The 19,925-nt window shown below is 65.3% G+C and carries 14 protein-coding genes and 1 tRNA gene; 10 read left to right on the forward strand and 5 right to left on the reverse strand.

The genetic code is table 11. The annotated features are described in order from the left end of the window. The first annotated feature begins 191 nt into the window (after window positions 1-191). A tRNA-Met gene (locus TBR22_RS02820) sits at window positions 192-268 on the forward strand. 191 nt (window positions 269-459) lie between these two features. Next, on the forward strand, window positions 460-1,659 hold the full coding sequence (locus TBR22_RS02825) for an integrase arm-type DNA-binding domain-containing protein (RefSeq protein ID WP_239491437.1): 1,200 nt from the start codon (window positions 460-462) through the stop codon (window positions 1,657-1,659). A gap of 331 nt (window positions 1,660-1,990) precedes the next feature. Here the strand turns inward: TBR22_RS02825 and TBR22_RS02830 are convergent, their stop codons facing one another. Next, complete coding sequence (locus TBR22_RS02830) at window positions 1,991-3,625, reverse strand: hypothetical protein (RefSeq protein ID WP_239491438.1); 1,635 nt, start codon at window positions 3,623-3,625, stop codon at window positions 1,991-1,993. 1,295 nt (window positions 3,626-4,920) lie between these two features. On the opposite strand from TBR22_RS02830, the gene TBR22_RS02835 reads away from it, so the two are divergent. Further along, window positions 4,921-6,327, forward strand: coding sequence for a hypothetical protein (locus TBR22_RS02835; RefSeq protein WP_239491439.1), 1,407 nt, complete (start codon window positions 4,921-4,923; stop codon window positions 6,325-6,327). A gap of 80 nt (window positions 6,328-6,407) precedes the next feature. On the opposite strand, the gene TBR22_RS02840 is transcribed toward TBR22_RS02835, so the two are convergent. After that, on the reverse strand, window positions 6,408-6,914 hold the full coding sequence (locus TBR22_RS02840; protein ID WP_239491440.1) for a M15 family metallopeptidase: 507 nt from the start codon (window positions 6,912-6,914) through the stop codon (window positions 6,408-6,410). 336 nt (window positions 6,915-7,250) lie between these two features. On the opposite strand from TBR22_RS02840, the gene TBR22_RS02845 reads away from it, so the two are divergent. The 4 genes from TBR22_RS02845 to TBR22_RS02860 all read left to right on the forward strand — a co-directional run bounded on the left by TBR22_RS02845 (window position 7,251) and on the right by TBR22_RS02860 (window position 10,901). Next, on the forward strand, window positions 7,251-8,303 hold the full coding sequence (locus TBR22_RS02845; protein ID WP_239491441.1) for an alkaline phosphatase: 1,053 nt from the start codon (window positions 7,251-7,253) through the stop codon (window positions 8,301-8,303). A gap of 60 nt (window positions 8,304-8,363) precedes the next feature. Next, on the forward strand, window positions 8,364-8,501 hold the full coding sequence (locus tag TBR22_RS02850) for a hypothetical protein (protein WP_239491442.1): 138 nt from the start codon (window positions 8,364-8,366) through the stop codon (window positions 8,499-8,501). Window positions 8,502-8,661: 160 nt separating this feature from the next. Beyond that, window positions 8,662-9,576, forward strand: a complete 915-nt coding sequence (locus TBR22_RS02855; RefSeq protein WP_239491443.1) for an alpha/beta hydrolase — start codon at window positions 8,662-8,664, stop codon at window positions 9,574-9,576. Window positions 9,577-9,605: 29 nt separating this feature from the next. Further along, window positions 9,606-10,901 carry a hypothetical protein gene (locus TBR22_RS02860; RefSeq protein ID WP_239491444.1) on the forward strand — a complete coding sequence of 432 codons (1,296 nt, stop codon included), beginning with the start codon at window positions 9,606-9,608 and terminating at the stop codon, window positions 10,899-10,901. A 23-nt stretch (window positions 10,902-10,924) separates the two neighbouring features. Here TBR22_RS02860 and TBR22_RS02865 read toward each other — a convergent pair whose 3' ends face one another. Together TBR22_RS02865 and TBR22_RS02870 are read right to left on the reverse strand one after the other, a co-directional pair. Further along, window positions 10,925-13,495, reverse strand: a complete 2,571-nt coding sequence (locus tag TBR22_RS02865; RefSeq protein ID WP_239491445.1) for a membrane dipeptidase — start codon at window positions 13,493-13,495, stop codon at window positions 10,925-10,927. A gap of 1 nt (window position 13,496) precedes the next feature. Then, window positions 13,497-14,909, reverse strand: a complete 1,413-nt coding sequence (locus TBR22_RS02870; RefSeq protein ID WP_239491446.1) for a hypothetical protein — start codon at window positions 14,907-14,909, stop codon at window positions 13,497-13,499. Window positions 14,910-15,510: 601 nt separating this feature from the next. Here TBR22_RS02870 and TBR22_RS02875 point away from each other — a divergent pair. From TBR22_RS02875 to TBR22_RS02885, 3 genes are all read left to right on the forward strand, one after another. Continuing rightward, entirely contained in the window at window positions 15,511-16,515 is a 1,005-nt protein-coding gene (locus TBR22_RS02875; protein WP_239493473.1) for an MBL fold metallo-hydrolase, read from the forward strand. A gap of 303 nt (window positions 16,516-16,818) precedes the next feature. Beyond that, complete coding sequence (locus TBR22_RS02880) at window positions 16,819-17,727, forward strand: hypothetical protein (protein WP_239491447.1); 909 nt, start codon at window positions 16,819-16,821, stop codon at window positions 17,725-17,727. A gap of 201 nt (window positions 17,728-17,928) precedes the next feature. Next, on the forward strand, window positions 17,929-19,257 hold the full coding sequence (locus TBR22_RS02885; RefSeq protein ID WP_239491448.1) for an alkaline phosphatase: 1,329 nt from the start codon (window positions 17,929-17,931) through the stop codon (window positions 19,255-19,257). A 79-nt stretch (window positions 19,258-19,336) separates the two neighbouring features. Here TBR22_RS02885 and TBR22_RS02890 read toward each other — a convergent pair whose 3' ends face one another. Then, on the reverse strand, window positions 19,337-19,900 hold the full coding sequence (locus TBR22_RS02890) for an N-acetylmuramoyl-L-alanine amidase (RefSeq protein WP_239491449.1): 564 nt from the start codon (window positions 19,898-19,900) through the stop codon (window positions 19,337-19,339). Window positions 19,901-19,925 lie beyond the last annotated feature (25 nt).

Genomic DNA, 19,925 nt, shown 5'->3' on the forward strand with positions numbered 1-19,925 from the left:
CGTGGGCGCCGACCTCCGTGGACCTCGCCCCAACGGACGTAGGCGTCGCCCTCGGGCGACGCGCAGCGAAAGGACTGGGGAGGAACTGCTGTCGCGACGCCTCTCTACCCCTGGAATGGCCGCCTCTGCTAGAATCGGACGTTCTGGCCGACGTCCACCGCCCCGCGGTGTCGCGGTCAGCCTGCCAGGGTGCCGGTGTAGCTCAGCCGGTTAGAGCATGCGTCTCATAAGCGCAGGGTCGGCGGTTCGAGTCCGCCCACCGGCACCACAGTTTCCTCCAAGACCATCCATAGCAGTCCACGAAGACGAGATTTGCGGCTGATTTTGCGCAAACGTGTCCGTGGTGGTCTACACTGGTCCCCGGCAAGCCACCGATTTTTACAGTAACCGTCGCAGGAACCGCCTGTTACTGCATCGGGCGGCCTGGAGAGTTACTGCAACGTGGCGGCTGGAGGCGTGATGCCGCGCAGGGTTCTCCCCCTCACCGACACCCAGATCCGCAAGATCAAGCCGGCCGCGAGCGTCCTGCGCTTGTCGGACGGCGACGGCCTGTACCTGCTGGTGCAGCCCAGCGGCGGCAAGTGGTGGCGGTTCGACTACATCCACCAGGGCCGGCGCAAGACCCTCTCCTTCGGCACGTACCCGGAGGTCTCCCTCGTCGCCGCGCGGGCCCGCCGGGCCGCGGCGCGGGAGCAAGTGGCGTCGGGCATCGACCCGAGCCGGGAGCGTCAGCAGGCCCGTGATGCCGCCGTCCAGGCGATGACGTTCGCCGAAGTCGCCGACGAGTGGCTCGAGCGCCAGAAGCACGTCCTGGCGCCCGTCACGTTCGAGAAGGCGACCTGGATGCTGAAGTCACTGGTCAACCCGTGGCTTGGGAAGCGTCCGATCGCCGAGATCGAGCCGCCGGAGTTGCTGTCTGTACTGCGGCGCATCGAGAGCCGCGGCAAGCACGAAACCGCGCATCGCACCAAGCAGCGCTGCGGCCAGGTGTTCCGGTACGTGATCGCCACGGGACGCGCCCAGCGGGATCCCTCGGCCGACCTCCGCGACGCGCTCACGCCCGTGCGGTCAACGCACCGGGCGGCCGTCACGCACCCGGAGCAGGTGGGCGAGCTCCTGAGCGCCATTGACGGCTACCACGGGAGCTTCGTCGTACGGTCGGCGCTGCAACTCGCGCCGCTCGTGTTCGTGCGCCCGGGTGAACTCCGAAGGGCGGAGTGGAGCGAGGTCGATCTCGACGCCGCCGAGTGGCGCATCCCGGCAGAGCGCATGAAGATGCGCGAGGCGCACATCGTGCCCCTGAGCACCCAGGCGGTCGCGATCCTGCAGGAGCTCCGGCCGCTGACGGAGCGCTCACGCTACGTGTTCCCGTCCATCCGCACCATCACCCGGCCGATGAGCGACGGCACCATCAACGCCGCGCTGCGTCGGCTCGGCTACGACTCCGACCAGCACGTCGGCCACGGCTTCCGCGCCATGGCGTCGACGCTACTCAATGAGATGGGCTGGGCGCCGGACGTCATCGAGCGCCAACTCGCGCACGCGCCGCGCAACAAGGTGCGCGCGGCGTACAACCGGGCGCAGCACCTGGCGGAGCGCCGGAAGATGATGCAGGCCTGGTCCGACTTCCTGGACGGATTGCGTCGGAACGCAAGGTGACCCCTGATGCGTCACGCTGACTGAGCGGATGAGCGCCACTGAACCGCAAGTGGGGTATCGGTCAGACGCATCACCTGACATCGCGGCGACGTCCTCTCTAGAGCTTAGCTAGAGAGAGGAGAGGCCGTGACATAGTACGGCCGTCCTGCCCGCCAGTTGTCCCAGACGTGCTGTGCGGCGGGCACGACCTTGTCCACGACCGTAGAAAGTCCCTGAAACACTGCGCCATCCGTTGGTAGGGAGGAGCAATGTTGGGCTCGCGGGCTGGCACTGATGGCCTGCAGCATGCCCGCTCCGCTGTGCTGATGGCACGGCGCGGGCGCCGCCCGAGTCACCAGGAACCCGCACCAAACTCGTATATGAGCCGAGCATTTCGTATCGGGGACTTCAGGTCAGCGCGGACCCCGAGACGGCCTCCGAAGAAGCGCACAAGTCGGACACGTTCAGCCGAGAAGCGGATCCTCACGCCCATCTCGCCGACAGGTGCCCAGACTCGCGCGGCGTTCGCGGCCGAGCGGTAGCCCTCCGCTCCGACGCTCGTATACCAATCGATGGCCCTGGAGGCAGAAGGTGCATACAGGACTTCGACGCTCCCCCGTTCTACGGGCGGCAACGCGCTGTCGAGCGTGTCGAAGATTGCATTGAGCTTGACTACCGCCCAACCTCCGATCACCGGCAACTCGCGCCCGAGCGGCAGGATGCTGGACACCCCGTGTCCGCCGTCGTAGCGATATGCGAAGCTGAGCCTCTGCACCGCATTCTGGAAGCCGAATTCCCCGTTTGGTCCCGGTGAGATCTCGGTCAGCACCCGCCGGAGGCCCACTCCGAAAGGTGTGCGCGGCTTGACGATCCTCGTGTCTCGTGCCGGTCGGCAGAATTGTTTGTCATTCATGAGGTCGTAAAGCTTGTCTTCGTCTGTCTTCGGCTTCCCGGCTGCACAGAGGCGTTCGTCGCCGGCTCGCGTGACCGTGTAGGTCCGTTGATTCCCACCACCGACGCACCCGGTCCCATTGACCTCGCGTCGATGGAACCGGTAGTACGTCCGTAGTCGATCGGAGATGTTGGGTGGGCACACCTGATCTTGGTCGTTGCGTTCACGCACGAGTTCAGCTCGGAACGTGGGACCACCCAGCCAGCCGCTGCCGGCCACGTCACGGATGCCCCAGGCGTCGTTGACCTGCCGGTTCACGTCGTAGTGGGGCATGTACCGACCGTCTCCATCGCGGTCCGGCACGCTGGCATGCTTGTTCTCCTCCACCAGGATGGTCAGTGGCAGCACGGTATCGCGAGTCGCATCCACGCGCAGTGTGTTCGTGTACCAACCGACACCATGGGCGGAACCCGACACGGAGCGAATGGTTGCGCCACTCCAGCATTCCGAGACTTGCTTTGTGGCCTTCGTACGTCCCGATTCCTTCGAGGCTGTGCCGATGCAGACACGCCGCATCTCGACCTGCAGCTCCAGCGCCTCCAGGTCGTGTGCATGACCCCCAATTCCACGGTCCTCGGGGTAATAGAGGAAGTACTGAATGAAGATGCGATCCAACGATTCGATCGGGCGCGCGGGATCGCGGCTCTGCCAAGTCGCATCCGGATCGGCGATCTGCATGTCGTCAGGCAGCTTCGGCTGCGGGCTGCCGCCACGCAGCCGCACTTCTCTGATACGGTAGTACACCGTGCGCCCGGCACCGGGCTGCAGGATGCTTCCCGGGGCATCGCTGGTGCGCCGCTCTAGCAGCAAGAACTCTCTGGGCGAGAACCATAGAATCGGACCACCAAGTCTAGCTAAGTGATCCAGCGAGAATGCGCCCTCCGTGCCGTCGTCAATCCAAAGGGGAGGAGCCGGCAGGCACTCGGTACCACCTTCGGGATACCAGCACGATTCGCTGAGCGGGATGATCTGCTGGGCTATGGTCGCGGACGCGCACAGCAGGAGAGACACCAAAGCAAAGGTGGCGAGGATCATCTACTTCTCCTATCGCGCCGACGGCGGACATGAGTACGTCGAACCTGAGACGACAATTGTGCCCATGCGCTCGTGGTCGGTGAACGACGCCGATGACCGCCATCGCCGCGCCCACGCATTCCGCGAGCGCTAGCAAGACATTGAATCCGCCTGTCGGGCTCCAGCTTCATTCTCGACGCGAAGAAGAACGCTCGCCAGCAACACGAGGCAGCCGTGCCTTCGGTGTCATGGGGGGAGAGATACTCTGCATCGGGCTGATCTGCAAACCTGCGCATGTTGCAGGTGAACGTTCGAGGTACGGACATCGGACAGATCGATGTCGGAGCACCGACGAGAGCAAGGCCGCCCAACATCTTGACGACGCGGTAGGCCGGGGACACGCGGCGCCTCCAGATATGACAACATCCGAGCCCGTGACTCGAGCCGCGGCAAGGCCATCGCAAGCGCCAAGGGTTCTACCCGCCACGCAGAGACGTTCCACAAGGGCGGGCGTGTTCGACCCCGACCAGTCGAGCAGCTTGGGTGAGGAGCACGCGGCATGACCGCTCGCGTCAAAGGCTGAACCGCTCAGTGCCCCGAGGTCGGTCCTGGGTACCGAGCACGCTCACGTCACTGACACCGGCGATTCGCAGAGATGGACCAATCTGCGTGTACGCCACCCAAGTGACTGATGCAGCGGTTCGTGTCGGCCACAGAGAGCACGCCGAGCACGCGTGGCTGACATCCTCCAAATGCCTCGACTTCTTGCATTACCGCGGTTTGAAACACGGTTGCGCTTGGCGCAGGAGTAAAGCAACCAATCCTGTGCCTCCTGGCCGAGAAACTCCGCCTGTTGTGATGAGCCGCGACTCCTTCATGCGCGCCATGGAGCGCCCGATGCGTGTGTGGGCGCAGTTCCTCCGCGGGCAGGCGAGCGGAGGCTCTATCTGGTGCCGATGTGTGTTGAACCCTTAAAACACTGGACCATCGCGCACGTGGCGGAACGCTCGTGTACGGCCGGAAAAGTCCAGCTGTTCTCATAGCAGACCGGACGAGCATGGACGTGACGCTGGTCCGGTCGACGAGGGCTGTACAAGCCAGCGTCGACCGACGTTCTATGGGGCGTGCTGATGAGGGCCACGGCATCCGCTTCACGGCCAGGTCGTTTGAAGCCATCAGTCCTACCGGCCCTCACCCAGAACGAGCTGTTGGCGCCGCCCACGTGGCCGACAGTGCTCTTCCCTTTCCTCCGGAGACTCCGGGTCGCCGTCAGTCTCATGACGGCGGGACTCGTTCTCAACCGGGAGAGTCGCACCATGGTTCATCAGACGTCGAAGATCCACGTGGCGGCACGCATCCTTTGTCTCTGCGTCGTCATGTTGCCTGCACAGGTGTCCGCCGGCCAGGTCGTGCCGACGACTGACGCCATTCCTGTGCTGCGGCCGCCCACAGGGAGGGTTCTGTCTCTGCATCGGCCGACCGCAGACTGGAAGGTCGTGACCTCGATCGTCCTGAGCATCGAGCCGACGACCACACCCAAGGCCGAGCGCGTGTTCAGCTGGACGCAACCGGACGGCGGCGGCGTCATCGTGTGTCCCGGGACACCCGTTCCCGGCGAAGCGAATGCCGTGTCGCACCCCGACGGGACGAGCGCAATCACGTGCACCTACCAGCCCAAGGAAGGGTTCGCCGGCGTCGAGACATTCGCGTACACCGCCAGGTTCAACGGCGGAAAGGACGCAAAGGACGCCATCGTCGAGATCGAGGTACGAGAACGCGGCTTGCGTTGGGAGTTCAAGACCAACGCGACGACGATCACCAGCGACTCGCCGGACCCGGAGGCTCTGGTACGGATCCCCGACATCATCGGGGGCACATCGCAGGACTTTCTGCTCTCGGTCAACTGGCAGACCATGCGGCCCAGGAGGCGACTGGCAGACACCGCGGTGACCAGAGTGGACGGCGGGCTTCTCCGCACCGAGGACGTGAGGCTTCGACCGAGCGTGATGTCTCGCGGCGCCAACTTCCTGGTCGAGACAGGGGTCCAGTCGGAGGCCGTCGCCGCGACCGTCACCGACGTCGGCGCATCCGCGACCGGCGGTTCGGCGGAAGAACCGGACGCGGGTACCACCGAGCAGCAGGTCGCGCGTCGCAATCTGGTGCTGCGAGGCGAGTTCAACTACAACGCCACACTCAATGCCGACGGTGTGGGACGGTTCGTAGAACTCGGGGCCCTGGGCCGGGGCAGTTTCAGCACCGTGCTGGACGCCGACGAGTCCTACAAGGAAGCCGTCGGCCGCGTGCTGCAGGTCGTCCCAAGGAATCGCGTCGCGTGCAAGGCCGACCTCGGCCTGCGCCTCGCGGTCAAGCAGGCGCACGAGTTGGACACGACCAAGGTCGTCAGCCCCGAGAACCAGGTCGAGCCGCCGACCAACATCGAGAACGTCCTGTTGTTCGAGTTCGTCCCGGTGCGCTTCGACACCGGCGTGTCCGGCATCGCCCCAGATGATGGCGGTGATTCACGCAGGCGCTGGTCAGCGCGCGCGGAGTTCTCGCCGGAACTTGAACTGCTGCCCGGGCATTCGGCACCGACCATCGGCTTCGAGATCTCGAGGGCTTGGTCCGGCGGTTCCGTTGCGGTGAAGATCACATACGGCGTCAATCTTTCGGCATCGAAGGGGATCCTGAAAGCATCGAAATCCCCGCACGCCTCGACGAGGTGACAAGGCCCTGGCAGGGTGGGGAACGTGCTCGAGGAACGAGGAGGCCGTGCCTGAGTGGACAAGCGCCTCCTCCTTCTCCGCTACGTGGTCGCCTGGAAATGCATGCAGTCGGGCCGCGACGCGAAGCGTCCACCCCACTTCCAGCCTTCAGCCTCGAAGAGCTCCACCACGCGAAGGGGCAGCATCCCAAGCTGGTCGGAATGCGGGACGCCGAGGGGGTTCCTGTCCGGATCGAGATCGATACCGGCGCCCCAGGCGTGCGTGCTCAGTCGCCCGCTCCCGCTGATGCGGCGGTAGTTGTAGCAGCCGCCGAATAGGTGCATGCGCGCCCGTCGCACCGCCTGGACGTCGCCGTAGTGCGCCAGTATGCCGACGAACACGCGCTGTAGGCTCTCTGCCACAAGCCTGTGGCACGTGAGCCTTGTGACCTGCGCCGAGAGGTCCCACGCCAGCGTCAGCGGATACGGCGTGACGATGCGTGTCAGGTGCTCCTGCTCCCAGGCAGCGGTCGGTCGACCGTCGGGCCGCAGCTTGTGTCGTCCGTAAAAGCGCTCGAGATCGACGTGTGTGTCCGGCGGCCAAACCATGTAGTGTGCCTCCTGCGAGATGTGGGTCGAGCGCCGCCCGCCAGCGGCACTCCGGTCTCACACCCCTTAACGCCCGACCCCTGCTGACTGTACGGCGCGCGGCGCCTGTCCGGTAGACCACACGACGGCGTTCTTTACCTTGTCGCGATGGGCACGGGGGACTCGTGTCGACCGGATGCAGGCCCGGGCCCCACGCGAGAACGGTGCCGCAGCACGGACCCTTCTTCGACCAACGGACGGATTCCCGGAGACGCGGTCATGGCGACACAGTTCCGAACACGGGCAGGTCCATGGGCAGGCGCGCTGACCGACACGTCGGTAACGATCCGCGCGAGCGTGCTGCGATCGGTCACGACCGCGCGGGTCATTGTGGCCGAGAGTGAAGGCCTCGCCACGAATCCTCATCACTACGACGCCACTAGCCTGTGGCTCGATCCGGATCGCGACTATCGCCACAAGATCGCGACCTTCCACTGCGACGGCCTGCGTCCTGCCACGCGCTACTTCTATCAGCTCGAGCTCGACGGCGCCGTCGGACACGCGCTGCCGGGCCGCTTCCGCACCGCTCCGGCCACCGGGACGGCCTCGTCCTTCAGGTTCGCTTGTGGTGGATGCGCACGGCCTGGATGGTTCGGGAAGGACCGCCGGGAAGCGTACGACGCCATCGCCGCGTTCCCGGATGTCCTGTTCTTCGTGCATCTTGGCGACTTCCACTACAAGGACATCGACGATGAGTGGATGGTGCCTCGCCTCGAGGCCTACGACGACACGCTGCGCCGAGAAGGCGTCGGCGATCTGTTCCGGCACGTGCCACTCGCGTACACGTGGGACGATCACGACTTCCTGGGGAACAACTCGGAGGGTGGCGTCGATGGCCATCAGGTCGCGCGACGGTTTGCCCGGGACGCGTATGACATCTACGTGCCGCACTATCCCTTGGCGTCATCGACCGAGGGCATCCACCAGTCGTTCCAGATCGGCCGTGTACTCTTCCTCCTCACCGACTCGCGATTCTCGCGATCTTCGCGCAAGGGGTCCGGCACGTCGGGCAAGACGATGCTCGGTGTCAACCAGAAGGTCTGGTTGAAGGACCAGTTGTTGCGCGGCAAGGACCTCGACCTGATCGTCTGGTCCAGTTCGGTGCCGTGGATCGGCAAGGCAGAGGCCGGAGAGGACTACTGGGCCGGCTATGCCGACGAGCGTGCCGAGATCGCGAATCACCTGAAAGACAACGACATCCGGAACGTGTGCATGATCAGCGCGGATGCGCACATGGTGGCAATCGACGATGGCTCGAACAGCGGCTACGCGGCAGGCAACCGCGGGGGCTTCCCGGTGCTCCAGGCAGCCGCGCTCGAGAGCCCGGAGTCCGAGAAGGGCGGCCCGTAGAAGCATGGCACGGTCAACGCACAACGCGGTCCCGGCATCGCGGGCCGGCGGCAGTTCGGTGTGTGCGACGTCACGTACGACACCGCCGGCGTCCCTCGCGTGACGTGGACCGCGTTCCGCGCCACCAAGGGCACCGGCGTGCTTCAGGTGTTGCTCCGGCACGACTTCCCCGCTCGCGCCACGTTCGCAGAGTTCTGACCCGAACGAGCCGCCGCCTCGTCGCACCGCGGGCGCGGACCGACTGGCGTGTTGCCATCCAAAGATGGAGAGTGACTGCCAAAGGCTCTAAATCCCAGTGCTACTCAAACCGGGGGGACGTCAACATCAGGCCGGGGTTGCCTGACAGGAGGTGTCAATCATGGCAGTCATGATCGACCGTCGTCACTTCATCGGCGGGTGCTGTGCAGTGGCTGGCGCGCTGCTTGCCGGTTGCAAGGAGCACGGGGCGAGCAAGCGGTGTCCAGGAGGGCGCTCCGACTTTGCGAAGATCGACTGGGTCACGTCCGTCAAGGACGTCAGGCAGATCGGGCCACAAGGCGGTCCGCCCGTGGTCGTGCTTCACGAGCTTCCTGGTCTGACCGATGACGACCTAGCTCTGGCGAGATGTCTCTCCAAAGAACAATTCCACGTCTACGTGCCGACATTGTTCGGCCAGTTCGGTCAGGACAATGTGCTCCGCGGGCTGAAGCAGGCGTGCCTCGGCAGCACGCCGCTGTTCGCCTGCTCGGAGTTGTCAGCCAGGAGCGCCGTTCTCGACATGCTGGAGCCTCTCTGTGACGAGATCGCAAGACACGAGGGAAGGCCGATTGGTGTCGTCGGCATGTGCCTGACTGGCATGCTGCCGCTCGCCCTCCTCCCGAACCAGGTCACCGCCGCAGTCCTGTGCCAGCCGACACTCCCGTTCGACTTTTCGCAGCGCAAGCCGTCTGGGCAGCAGGTGACGAATCTCGGGCTCGGGGCCGCCGATCTGACAGAGGCCTGCGAGTCGTCGGTTCCGTTCATGGTGATGCACTATGCGGGCGATGAGCTCTGCCCCGTCGAGCGCATTCAGGCGCTCAACGACACGTTCGGGGCCAGAGTCGCCACCGTCCAGCTGTCGGGCGATCATCATTCGTCGCTCGCCGGCGACTTCCATGAGCAGGCGTTTGCCGACGCCGTCGCATACCTGAAGGTTCGTCTCGGCGCCAGGACGGGACCGACGGTGATGCAGGTGGCCAGGCTCGGCGGACGCCGGTGTGAGATTGCCTACGACGGCACGTGGAGAGCGCTGTGAGTGTCCTGACACCCCGAACCCTTGGCTGCATGGTGGTCGCTGCCGTGATCGCGTGCCCCGTCGCTGTCTCCGCGCAGTTCATCGTCCCTGACCAACAGTACCGATGCCCGGAGGTCGAGCCACAGTGTCCGGGAAGCACGAGGAAGCTGCGGTCGTTCGAGGAGGGCCACGGGTACACGATCAATTTCGTGGAAGTCAAGGACGACGGCACGTTCTGGGACGAGCGTCAATTGACAGAGGCGCTGGACCAGATCGCGAAGGCCAGAAACGGGGGGCTACTGAAGCCCATCGTGTTCGTCTATATCCATGGCTGGCAGAACAACGCAGACGAGTTGAAGAACGTCGACGGCGAAACCGACTGCGTCAGGCTTCGCGGCGATGTCGCGAAGTTCCGCACCTGCGGCGTCGCGAGGCTCGCGGCGAGCGCAGGCGGCAGCGGCTCACGCCCTGTTGTCGGCATCTATCTCGCCTGGCGTGGTCTCAGCAGCACCGTCGAGCCCATGAAGCACTTGATCAGCTACTGGCCGCGGCGCAACAAAGCCAGGACGGTGGGCCGTCAGGGCATGTTCACGGCCCTCGATCGGATCGTGAAGAAGGTGGCCGAGCACCGAGACGACTACGTCCTGGTGATGGTAGGTCACTCATTCGGCGCTCGGGTCCTGGAATACGCTGCCGAAGCCGTGGATCACGACAGGCGTCACTGCGGGTTCATGGAGCGATTCCGCGAACGAATGACGGGTCTGCCGAACCCCGAGTGTCTCGCAGCCGCGGCGGCGCCAACGCCGGCGACGACTGACCCCGTCTTGCCACCGGTGGACCTCTTCGCGTACGTCAATGCCGCCACGTCGCACCGGATGACGTACAAGGCGCTGGACGACTGGGCACGGACCTGCAGCAGCCAACCGAGTACCCCGGGCTGTGCCGCCGCGCCCATGTATCTGGCGACGTCCTCCCGTACGGACTTCGCCACCAGCTTCCTCATGCCGGTCGCCAACCTCGTCGGTCCAGCGTTCAAGGCCGACCGTCTGCACCTGCTGTCGGCGGCAAATACGCCGTGGGCGCACACGCACCACGACCCGAAAAAGGTGAGGACGTGCCCGACGTTGACGGCCGACTCCTTCTGTTTCGAAGGCCCCGAAGATGACCTCCAGCAGAACGGGCCGACCGCGCTGTATCACGTCCGCGCACATACCAACAATTCTCAGCGGCGGTTCTGGATCTTCAACACCGGCCGGCGGATCGTCAGGAACCACGGCGACGTGTGGAACAAGCGCATCTTCAACATGATTCTGGCCCTCCTCGAGAAACGCCTCGCCGAGCGGTAGGCGCCCCGTCCTGCGCGAGCAGGTCAACGGCTGGGCGCGCCTCCATTCGGCGAGTTGGGGCACAGTCCCCGACAGGCCACTACGCACAGCGGTAACTTCGGAACGAATAGCACGCCGCCGTTCGTGGTGGAGAGCCGTTCGGCCTTCTCCCACGTGGTGATGAAGTCCTCGACCGAACGAAACAGCGAGCTTCGCGATTTCTCTGGCCACCCGAGGTTCGTAAGGTCCTGGAGCAGGTCGGGCACCAGGCCGTAATTGGCGAGACCGTCGGTGTTGAAGTCGTAGACGCGTTGCCCCAGCCGGTACGGTCGGAGTGGAGACGTGGTCGGGGACGAGTGACCGTCGTCGCGGGCGTATACGACGGGCTTCGCTTGCGCCCTGCGCTCGTACTGCCGCGGGACAGGAGGGCGACCGTCGTCTGTCAGGGCACCCCGTGCTCCCCAGCACGCGTGATCTCCGAACCGAGGAGCGGTACCCTGGATGATTGTGAAATCTGTCGCCAGGCCAACACCTCGGTGGCCGAGCAGGTGTTGTGCGTAGGTCAAGCTGTACCCGAAGCTTTTCGAGGAACCGCCGCAGTCGTTCGCGTACGATGGCCAGTTGACGCCGTCGACGACTTCGGCCGGATCCTCGGCGACGAACTGCCCGATCAGTCCGCCCGTCTTCCAGATCATGAGGGCTTGACGATCGCTGACCTCGTACTCTGACGGCAGATATCCGGAGACCGGGTTCGACATCGGTGAGAGCCGTCGCAGATGTGCGTGTGACACGACCAGCGGGAAGGCACGCGCGAAGCACTCATCGCTGGACTCAGGAGTCAGCTCACGACACTCCGGATGACCAGACTCCTCGATCATCCGTCCGACCAGCCGGTAGACGTCGTCCACTGTGCGGTTCGACATGTGCTCGAGACCGACGAGCATGCCTCGCCGCATCAGCGCGCGAATGTATCGTTCACCCGCAGGGGTCAATCCCCTTCGGTTCGCCATTCCACGAAAGACCCCGTACTCGGCGGCCTTGGGGTCGGCATCGGCCAGGAAGGGCGCGAGCTTCAGTCCGGTGGCAGGGGATCGCATGATGTAGGCGCGCGGCTGATCCTGATCGAGCGAGTAGGACACGCACTCTCCCCTGCCTGGGTCGTCAGGCTGTCCGCATCCAGCGTGCTCGACGTCGAAGAACACCGGCGGCGGAAGGTCCTCCTTGCGCGCATCCACTGGTCCGCGGTTCAACAGGTCGTTTAGGGCGTTGTACGCGGGCTGGAAGACGGCGGCACCGCCGAGAGCGTTGTCGATCGCATGGACAGGAGTGACCTGCCGAATGCCGGTCTCCCACAGGTACTGCACTTCATCTTCCGGGCTCTCGAATCCGAGCTGGCCGAGCTGATCCATTTCGACCGCCAACACGACCGCCAGCTTGCCGTGGGCGACGATGTCGCGTGCGTGCGCCGGACTGTAGGCGATCTCCATCCAGTCGCGGTTCAGCTCGGCAAGTTGGCTCATGCCGCACACCTGGGCTTCCAGCTCGTCTCTGTCCGAGCTCAGGGCCACGCGTCCGTTCACGAGCCTGGACATGATGAACTCGACTCCCTTGTTGTGCACAGCGATCGCGGTCATGAGCCGAAGGCCGCCTTTCCACGCACGGTGAATCTGGGTGACGTGCATCTGATGGTGGAGGCCGTGGCGGAAGTCAGGCCAGTCACGGAAGTCAGAGCCGCCACGCCGAGGATGCGTGCGGAAGAATCCAGGGAAGAACAGCCCGTGGAAGAGGTCTCGCAGTTGCTCGATGAAGGACTGTCCGGGCACGAATGAGCCTTCCGCGGCGTTGATGAACGCCTCCGCGCCGGGTCCGCCGCCGTGGCCCTTCGTACACCGCGGCAGGTCGCGTTCGACGAGCCTGTCGTTGAACTCGTAGTCGGCGAACGCCGTGCCCGCGACGCCCCACACGGTACGGATGCCTTTGAGGGCTCCGAATGCCATGTAGTTCATCGGGTGGGTGTGATAGTCAGCCAACCCCCACGCCACCAGCCTCGAGGCGGGAGGCTGAACCTCGTGCAATTCGATTCGGTCGACGAGGATATGGCGGTCGGGCGAATCGTCGACGATGCGTACCCGCAGCGGCTGTCCGCGAACGTCTGCTGGCAACTCGTAGGCCTCCCGGTGCAGCTGATCGGGGCCGTAGCCGGCGGTCTGCCAGACGACCCGGGTCCCGGCCAGAAGCTCGATGCGCACGCCGTCGTTGCGCCGGTGTCCGCCGACCAACACGCTGAAGTAGCGCACTGCCGGAGACACCGCGAAGGCCTTGGACACGAGCGTGCCTGTGCCCCTGTCGGACGACCGCACGAGGTGGGTGCCGCTCTGACCAAGCGGGTACGGCAGTCCCTGCCAGTAGCTGCCTCCGAGCTCGATGTGCGCGAAGTCGGTGGATCGCGGATCCCGTGCGTCGAAAGGTTCACCGGAGAAGGCATCTCCGGTCACTGACCACTCGGACAGCCCTGCCTCGAAGTCGAAGAGCACCTGCGCGTGAGCAGTGGAGGCGATGCCGCAGACGACCAGTGCAAGCAGCCAGTCCCGGCAAGCACGAAGCCGCCCGCCCATGTCACTTCTGCTCCTGCGCCCGCATCGCCGCGCGTCGTGCCTCCTCTGGCGACACCGGCCGCGCCCTGAAGCGCAGGAAGCCCTCTTGCGAGTAGGTCATGCCGACTTGCAGCCGGCTCACCCTCTCCTCGAAGCCAAGGTTGTAGTAATCCTGACCCCAGTAGTACCTCGCGAAGAGTCCCCAATTGGTCTGCTTGAACAGGCACTGCCCCTCGAGCGACCACGCCCACGACGGCATGTCGACGACCGCGTTGCCGATGTACTTGCCGAATCCCTTGACCTCCGCTCGATCGCAGAGCTTGGGGAGCCGGTTCGCGAAGCCGGCCAGCAGTGTGACTCGCGTCGGTCCGTAGCGCGACTTCAACTCAGGATCGATCCCGGCACCGCCGAGGAACTTGCCGTCGCCAGGGTTGAGCTCGAGATCGGCGCCGAGCGTCATGTCCCGGCTCGACGTGCGCAGCACAGGATTCGCGGCGGCGACGAGCGCGACCGCGGCGTCCATGATCTTCTCTCGCTTGACGTCGTCGGAACCACTGGAGGTCACCGCGCTGTCGAGCGCCGTCATCCAGTGCTTGGCCAACGCGGGCTCGCTCAATCTTCCGGCTGTCTCCCTCAGCGCGTCCGCTGCGACAAGCACGGCTGCCCAGTCGCCAGCTTCCAGCGCAGCGCGGAGGACGCGTTCCTTGTCCGTGAGCTCGGTCTCGGCCGAACCGGCGTCGAGCCTGATGTGGCGATACCGCCAACCGAACACCAGATAGTTCGTCGAGAACGAGCCATCCCGCCGGTTGAGCGCAACCTGGCTCCGATCGGCAGGCACTGCCGGCACGCAGTCGGCATCCTTCTCCTCGCTCTCGCGCTGCTGGTCCTTGAAGAGACAGCCGTCCTGACCATTGGAGTGGTGACCGACGGTCGCCTGCGCGGCAAACAGGTCGACCTTCTTCTCCTGCAGCTTGAACCAGAACAACTGTCCAGTACCCTTGGGCATGTAGGAGGGGGTCCGCACCGGCGAAGATTGCTCGTCGATGAACATCCGCAGCTTGACCATTGGAACGGCGACGATCGAGTAAGCGAATCGGAACTCCGATTTCAGCGCCCCTTCAGGGGCAGTCCGCCGCCTCACGCGCGTCTTGGTCTCTTCGTTCCCCATGACATCGAAGAAGGTCTGCCGAACCACGAAATTGGGCACGATGTCGGCCTCGAACGTTGTCGTCGCCGGCGCTGTCGCGGTGGAAGCGTCGCTTGGGATCTCGCCGCGCGCATGTGCAATCGCCACGTAGGTGGCGTCGAGAAAGGGCACCACCTGTCGACGGTCGTTGCCCGGGCTTGCATTGTTGACGTTGGTCTGCGTGCCCTGCGCGATGAGCATGCCGGGGGTCAGAATGAGCAGACTCAATGCCAGCACCGATGTATGCATCGCGATCCTCCAGGAGGTGTCAAGGACTGGGGCGGGCGAGGTTGCAGCGCCAGTGTGGGACCGGGTGGCGTCAGCACACCGCCATGCCCGATGAACGTCGCTGCAGCCGAGTGCGGACGAACGGCGGGAGCGCAAGGACGGGAGGCAGCGGGCATGCGGTACAAGACGGTTCGACGGTGACCGGCACCAAGGCGGCGAACGAGCGTTACGGAAGGAACGCTCACACTGACGTCTCCGTACAGGGACGACCCGACAGGGACGCATGCTCGATGCATGGCGCGCGGCCGCGGGGCGCCGGGGGGCCAGGCTACTCGTGACTGGGCCATGGCCCTGGGCGCCGGGCCGAAGGCGACAATCCAGTGCCCCCGTAGAACGAGGAGGGCCACGGGCAGATACCGCAGTCGCGTGACGCGCCACGACGGTACGGATTGCTGGTGACGAGCGTTCTCCACATGCGCGGGGGGCGACGTGCATGAAGTTCAGATGGGTTCTTGACCAGACCCACGGCGGGGGCACGTTGCCTTCAGCGCGACACGTGTCTGGCACGGCAAGGCGACGCTGGCCGACGCCAGCGCAGACCCTCGTGTCGGCGTGTCTCTTGGTGCTCACGGCCACGGTGTCGCATGCGGCGGAGCAGGCGCCCGGAGTCGATCTGGTGGAACGCTGTGGCGCCCGCCAATCGCGCGGCGAGGCCCGAGGCCGCATCGAAGTGCGGTTCTTCGGAACCACATCCCTCTTGATCCGCGACGAGTCCACGGTGATTCTCGTCGACCCGTTCGTGACGCGTCCCGGCCGATGGCAGTTGGCACGGATTGCCCCTGATGTGGCCCTGATCGATGAAAGCATCAAGGCCCTGGGCGCTTCTCGAGCCGCTGCGGTGGTCACGACGCATTCGCATTACGACCATGCGATGGATGCCGCGACCTTCGCAGAGAAGACAGGAGCCGTCCTGGTGGGCTCTGGGTCGACCTGGAACATCGGATGGGGCGCAGGACTGCCTCCGGCTCGGATGCGCGTCGTTCGCCGCGATGCGTGCCTGGCGTTCGGACGGTTCGAGGTCTCCTTCCTCGCCTCGAAGCACGGTCGGCCAGAGTTCTTCCCGGGCGCGATCGATCAGCCTGTCGTTGCGCCTGCAGCGCCGTGGTCCTGGAAGACGGGCGAGGTGTTCTCGGTCTGGCTGCGCCATGAGACCGGTTCGATCCTGGTACATGCCAGCGCCGGCTACGAGCCTCGCGCACTCGCCGGGACTACGGCCGACGTCGTCTATCTGGGCGTCGCGGGGCTCGGTTCGGCAGATGAGGCCTTCATCGATGCTTACTGGAACGAAGTGGTCCGCGAGACTCGTGCTCGGAGAGTCGTGCTCATTCACTGGGACGACTTCACCCGACCGTTGAAGGCGCCATTGCGACCTCGCAGCGCCAAAGAGTACGACCGGATGCTGGCGCACGTGCTCCGGCGGGCGTGCAAGGAGGGTGTGGACGTCGCGCTGCCACTCACCTGGCAACCGAGCGACCCGCTGGTGTCAGCGGAGGTGCCGGCACCGGTCAGTCGAGACCAGCACGAGGCCGCGGGCCTGCGACTGCTGTCGTGTGCGGCGCAGCGATGACCGTGAGCGCGCCGCGCCCGCGACCTGTCCACGCCCGTGGCAACCTTGCGTGCCCAGGCGCGGTCCTCCGAGGTACCCGCCGGGCACGGCGGGTGGCGCGCCTCTCGTGCCCGGCTTGATCGTTCGGAGACGACATCCACGTGGGCGCTTCCGGCAGGCTCACTGGTGAGGCGTGTCACGAGCGTGTCGCTGTACGGATGGACACGGTACGGCGTTCTACCCGGCGTTGCGCGAGAGCCTCAGCGTCGAGTGCCGCGCTCATCGTCCCGTGAGATCAGGAGTCCAGCCTTGCCGAAGGGGAGCATGACCGTTCAGCTGACCGATGTGACTGGCCAGCCGATACCGGGCCGGATCGACCTCGACTTTGCGCGCGTCACCGGAGATGCGGGAGTCGGCGGCGTTGCGGCAGACGTAAACAGCACTGGCAGCGTGACCGAGCTGACCGTGCACGGCCTGGAGTGTCGCGGCGGCCCTGGCACCCTGTATCGTGTTTCCGCCTCCACCGATCACTACCGCACCTACAGCTTCTTCCAGTTGATTCGGGAGGACCGCGTCACCACCGCGAGTGACGATGTGGAGTTCTGGGTGAAACCGGGGGACGTCAAGGGCATCACGAGCCCGGCCTTCGGTCGGCTGCCCGCTGAAGCACGTCGCTTGCTGACCGACGCGACCATGGTCCGTGAGCGCAACGAGGATGCCGACCTGGTGGGCTTGAGCGGTGAAGCCCTGTACGACGCCATGGGGCCACTGCGGCAAGCCTGCTTCCTCAACATCGTGACCAAGGCCGCACACGCCGCCACGACGGGGGCCATCATCGAAGAGTTCGAGCGGCTGCTGGTGTGCCGTCAGGACCGCTTCTTCGCGACGGTCAAGAAGGGCCTCCCGAACCGGGTGCGCAAGAGTGTCCTGTACAAGTCCGCCCCGGACGACCTGCACCCGCCGCTCAACGGCTACGTCAAGTCTGCCGAGGGCAGCTTCAAGTCCCAGGATGCGCACGCCAACATCCAGGTGACATTCCAGCAGGCGCGCGCAACGGGCGCCCTCGCGGCAGATATCGACATCGACGAATCCTCGGGCATCCGACATGGCTTCGAGGTCATCGCCAATGCGGTCTTCCGCAAGCGCACGAATCCGTACCTCATTCGCGAGTTCATGGCCAGCGCCGATCGCCTGAAGCGCTCGCTGGTGCCGCCGTACGGCTTCCGCTTTTAGCGGCCCTGCCGGTGAGGCTCAGGTGCCGACCGCCGCAAGCTCGCGGCACGCGGCGCGGGCGTCCGTCTCGGAAGTGCGGCGGACGTTCGCACCATGAAACGGCGATTAGACGGACGACCCCACGCGGCCCGCCGCACGTGGTCGCGGGCGCAGCGTCGACATGCTCGGAAGAGGCCGAGAAGGCCGGGGGGAGATGTGACCATGGCGACACAGTTCAGGACGCAGGCAGGTCCGTGGGCAGGCGCGCTTACCGACACCTCGATCACCATCCGCGCCAGCGTATTGCGCTCGGTCACGACGGCACGCGTCATCGTGGCCGAGAGTGAGGACCTGTCCACCAACCCCGCAGCCCACGAGGCCGCGAGTCTGTGGCTCGACCCGAATCGTGACTACCGTCACAAGATCGCGACATTCCACTGCCAGGGGCTGCGTCCGAGCACCAGCTACTTCTATCAACTCGAGCTCGACGGGGTGCTCGGTCATGCGCTGCCCGGTCGCTTCCGCACCGCGCCAGCGGCAGGCTCGGCCTCGTCCTTTCGCTTCGCCTGCGGTGGATGCGCGCGGCCCGGGTTGTTCGGGAAGAACCGTCGAGAGGCGTACGACGCCATCGCCGCATTCCCTGATGTCCTGTTCTTCGTGCATCTTGGCGACTTCCACTACCGGGACATCGATGACGAGTCGGTCGTGCCGCGTCTCGAGGCGTACGACGACACGCTCCGTCGCGATGGTGTTGGCGACATGTTCCGGAGCGTGCCGGTCGCGTACACATGGGACGATCATGACTTCCTCGGGAACAACTCGGAGGGGGGCGCTGACGCCAACCAGGTCGCGCGCCGGTTCGCCAGGGATGCGTACGACCTCTATGTGCCGCACTATCCGCTTGCCGCTTCGACCGAAGGGATCCATCAGTCGTTCCAGATCGGTCGCGTGCTGTTCCTTCTCACCGACTCCCGCTTCTCGAGGTCGCCGCGCAAGGGATCCGGAACGTCGGGCAAGACCATGCTCGGCGTGAACCAGAAGGCGTGGCTGAAGGATCAGTTGCTTCGCGGTAAGGACATGGACCTGATCGTCTGGGCGAGCTCGGTGCCGTGGATTGGACAGGCGGAGGCCGGCGAAGACTATTGGGCCGGCTACGCCGACGAGCGCGCCGAGCTCGCCAATCACGTGCGCGCCCACCAGATCCGGAACCTGTGCATGATCAGTGCTGACGCCCACATGGTGGCCATGGACGATGGCTCGAACAGCGGCTATGCGTCGGACAGCCGCGGCGGGTTTCCGGTGTTCCAGGCGGCGGCGCTCGAGAGCCCGGAGTCGGAGAAGGGAGGTCCGTACTCGCACGGCACGGAAAGTGGACAGCGCGGCCCGGGCATCGCCGGTCGCCGTCAATTCGGCGTGTGCGACATCGACTACGACGCCGCCGGCGTGCCGCGCGTCACGTGGATGGCCTTCCGCGCCACCAAGGAGACGGGCGTGCTCCAGCAGCTCCTCACGCTCGAGTTCCCGGCGCGCACCACTTTCGCAGATTTCTGAGGCCGGGCCCGGCCGATGAATCGAGTGGCGCCCGTCGTAAGGTCGTCCGTTCCCGGGGCGCGGGAGGACTCGGCATCCCCTACGCCGCGCCGACGTGTTCGATGCTCACCGTCGCGATCGCCTGCACCACCGACTCGCGCACCTGAGCGTCGAGCAGCTTGGCGCGATCGGCATCGTTGGCGATGAAGCCGAGTTCGATCAGGACGGCGAGCCCGGAGAACTTCAACACCGCAAGATCGGTGCGCTGCTTGATCCTGCGATCGGCCATCCCGGTGACCTTCAGCAGCGCCGTCTGCAGCTTCTGCGCGAGTGCCTTGCCACGCTGGTCTCGGAACAGCACTTCGAGGCCATTGGCCCGGTCATCGTCGAAGTCGTTCAGGTGCAGGGAGATGAGGGCGTCACAGCCGGCGCTGCTGGCCATCGCCGCGCGCCTGCCGACCGGTGCATGGTCGGTCTCGTCGTCGCGCGTCATGAAGACCTCGATGCCTCTGGCTCTGAACGCGTCCTTGAGCGCGAGGCCGTACCGGAGCGCGATGTCAGCTTCCTTGAACAGAAAGCCGTTCTCGACGTGGACCGCGCCGCTGTCGAAGATGCCGATCTGGCGGTTGCTCATGCCATGGCCGGGATCGATGCAGAACTTCATGTGCTTTCCCTTGTCTGCGGGGACG

This window comes from Luteitalea sp. TBR-22 (assembly GCF_016865485.1).
GTDB lineage: Bacteria > Acidobacteriota > Vicinamibacteria > Vicinamibacterales > Vicinamibacteraceae > Luteitalea.